This window comes from Quyinboa ferrireducens, from assembly GCF_042436675.1.
Lineage (GTDB): Bacteria > Bacteroidota > Bacteroidia > Bacteroidales > UBA5342 > JBHJHP01.
Window position 1 is genome coordinate 1 of the sequence record NZ_JBHMVA010000042.1, and the last position, 3,134, is coordinate 3,134.

Annotated in this window: 3 protein-coding genes; 1 reads left to right on the forward strand and 2 read right to left on the reverse strand. The window is 32.9% G+C overall.

Features of this window, described 5'->3' with window-relative positions:
- Window positions 1-197: hypothetical protein (locus ACE01N_RS20150; protein WP_380592819.1), on the forward strand; the 197-nt coding region annotated here is incomplete at its 5' end.
- Window positions 198-345: 148 nt separating this feature from the next.
- On the opposite strand, the gene ACE01N_RS20155 is transcribed toward ACE01N_RS20150, so the two are convergent.
- Together ACE01N_RS20155 and ACE01N_RS20160 are read right to left on the reverse strand one after the other, a co-directional pair.
- Complete coding sequence (locus ACE01N_RS20155) at window positions 346-2,154, reverse strand: GmrSD restriction endonuclease domain-containing protein (protein WP_380592821.1); 1,809 nt, start codon at window positions 2,152-2,154, stop codon at window positions 346-348.
- 187 nt (window positions 2,155-2,341) lie between these two features.
- Window positions 2,342-3,037, reverse strand: a complete 696-nt coding sequence (locus ACE01N_RS20160) for a hypothetical protein (RefSeq protein ID WP_380592823.1) — start codon at window positions 3,035-3,037, stop codon at window positions 2,342-2,344.
- Window positions 3,038-3,134 lie beyond the last annotated feature (97 nt).

Consider the following 3,134-nt stretch of genomic DNA (forward strand, 5'->3'; position numbering starts at 1 on the left):
CATTCCGATTAACAAGGTCAAAGTCTGAAAAAATTTTCTTCAAAAAGATGTCTCATAAACGCCGAAAAAAATTTCGTACTGAAATTGTCCGCTCAGTTCAGTGCGAAATTAAACTCCCTTTTTTCGCCCTTGGGCCCAACGGTGGCGGTATGAAACGTAAGGGTTTTATTGCAATACATTATCTAACCGCTAAGTAGCCAAAACTACGTTTTGACACCGAATTTAAAACATTTTACAAAACCGTCAAAACGTAGTTTTGGCGGGGCTGATTAAATGCTCGAAAGTTACGTAAACCACTGAAACCCTTATGTTTTATACCGCGTGTTAGGGGGTCGGCTTTTATTGTCATAGTGAAAAATAATAGTCTTTAATCTTTTTTGCCATTAATCTCCGACGTTCCAAAAGAAAGTCCTCATAATGTGTTGCGTCCATAGTCACAATGTTTTCAGGAATACAATTTATACTTAAATTTTCCTTTAACAACGCTATTTCTGAGATATTACCAAATTTCATTTCCTTAGAATCACACTGGTCAAAGACTGTTTTGAAATAATCATTTGGAGCTTTGTCTCCGATTGAAATATTTGTCTGAGTGTCAAGGTATGTATAATTGGCAATTTGATTATATTTTGATTTATCAGTTATTCCATTTTTTTGTAAATATCCTTTTGGGAAAATGTGGTGTATATCGCCCATAATTGTTATTAAATCACGGACTTTCGTACCATTCATTAAGAGTGAATTGTCACTGCCATGAACTTGTGCAGCTAAAAACACATTAAAAAATGGACTGTTGATTGCCGATGTTTCTAAGTCTTGAACTAATCCAACTTGCCAAAAAGTGTCAGATAAGTTCGCTTCTTCAATTTCTTTGAAATATTCAATAAATCCTTTTTCCGCAATCCTGCGAATATCCAAATCCATTACTGATTCTGGTGAAGTAATATACCTACTTGTCAAGGTTGATAATACGTACCATTTTGAAACATAATGTTTTATTTGAGTCTTATCAATTTGACTGCTCGAATTTAGTATTAGATATAGCGTGTATGCAAAATCAAGGGTCATTTGTGAATTTGTCAACCGATTTGTGATAAAACCTGCTGATTTTATTGCAAGAATGAAGTTTGTAAATGAAAACTCATTCATAAAGTCCATAACGCCATCAGTTAGTTTACCAAACGAAGCTTCTGCTATTTCTTCTTTATAATCTCGTGTTTCAAAGTCACGACCGCCAAGTAAACTTACCAAGTCTTTCATTTTTCCACGACTGAATTTGTGCATAAAAGCAACACGCAAAATATCTCCGTAATTTGGGTCAAAAATTTCTTCTCTGTCGTCTTTTAGCCATTTAATCTTAGGAGCAAATTTTGATTCCATGAACTCCTTGTCTTTTGACATTTCATGATACCAGTCGGGTTGCACTGCCAAATGAGAAAAATAGTCTATTGCTTTGCGAAGTTCATTGCCACCATATTTTACATTAGCCGCAATTTTTGACATAGCAAAGTCAGATTGATTAAGTTTTGCTCCTTGACTATTGATTCTGATAAATATTTCAGTTACTTCATCAATTGTCAGTTCCTTATCCAATGTGATTACTCCAATTTGTCGGTTTTTTATTCCAATTAATGCGTCTAAAATATCATGCAGTCTGTCTGAATCCATTTCGGAATTTAACTCGCAATATTTTGCAACAAAACTACCACGTTTAAAATCCGATTTAAAAACATCGGCAATATCTGTAATCCATTTTTTATCCTTTAATATGGCGTTGTCCTGAACTTTAAATACTTCGTCTTCATCAATGGCTAATGGATTGAAAGAGATTTTAATTCTTTTCTTTTCAAAATCAGAGTTTATAACTTCCATTCCCATAATTGAAGTCATAAGAGCCGTAACTCGTTGTTGACCATCAATCATAATTTTCTTTCCCTCAGATAAGGTTCCGTCTTTTAATTTCATGTTTGGGCTTTGGGAAATTATCAAATAGCCAGTTGGATAACCTGTATAAAGAGAGTCAATCAAATCACGGACTTGTTTTGGTTTCCAAACAAAAGGTCTTTGAATTTCAGGTATTGCAATTTCTTCCGATTTTATAAAATTCAAAATCTGTTCGATTGCAATATTTGAAGCATTATATTTTTCTGCCATAATCTATATGTTGTTTTATGCTGTGTCGTTTCTTAAGCTGCCCCCTAACGTTCCCGCGGTATGGTGTCGTGGCAGTTTCTTTCACCCGTGAAAGGAACTGTCAGGACGAAAAGAGCCGGTAGCGAACGTTGAAATATTTTGTTTAAAAGTACTGCCATGCACTATGACCGCGTGTTGTATGCAGTTTTTATTTTTTTTTCAGTTTTATCTTCCATTTGTCTCCCCATAGATAATAACTTGATTTTTTACCTTTTCCTCTTTTGTAAAGAATTTTATTTACAAGTGGATGCCAATTATAATATTTCCAAGAAACTGGGAATTCAATATTAATATAATTAGAACTTTCAGGAATATTTTCAATAGGAATTGAAGTAAAACATCTATATAAGCCTTTTGGAATTACACTATCTGGTTGGGTTAATAGCTTTAATCTAATGATTTCAGGTTTTTTTGAAAAAAAGGTATCAATTATTGCCTCTTTGAATTCATAGCAGTCGCTATCTATTTTCAAAACTATTTTATCATGATTGAATTTAAAGTCTTCATCTTCCAATTCAGTTGTAATCCTAATTCTATAATTTGTAATAGAAGAATCAACATTAAATTTCCAATCAGTTCTAATTGAGTCTGGATTAAAGTCATAGCTATTTAAAATGTATGTATTCTTGTCAATTTTCAAATAACGACCTTCCGAATAATAACCAAATGAATTTGTGTCAGTGTCGAAAATCCATTTAGTATATTTAAAAACCGAATCATTTTCGAAGGTGATTTCATGTCTTGGAAGAAACATATCACAAATTGATTGAATCTTGCAACCATAATTCACTGTCAAACAAACAACACAAATAATTATCAATACTATTCTTCTATTATGTTTCATATGTTCACTGTCTGCTCAAATGTTTGTTAAAGCACATGGTTTACAAAGTTATAAGCACATGCTTTACACTAAATTAGTGCTTAGCCTTATTGGTTTT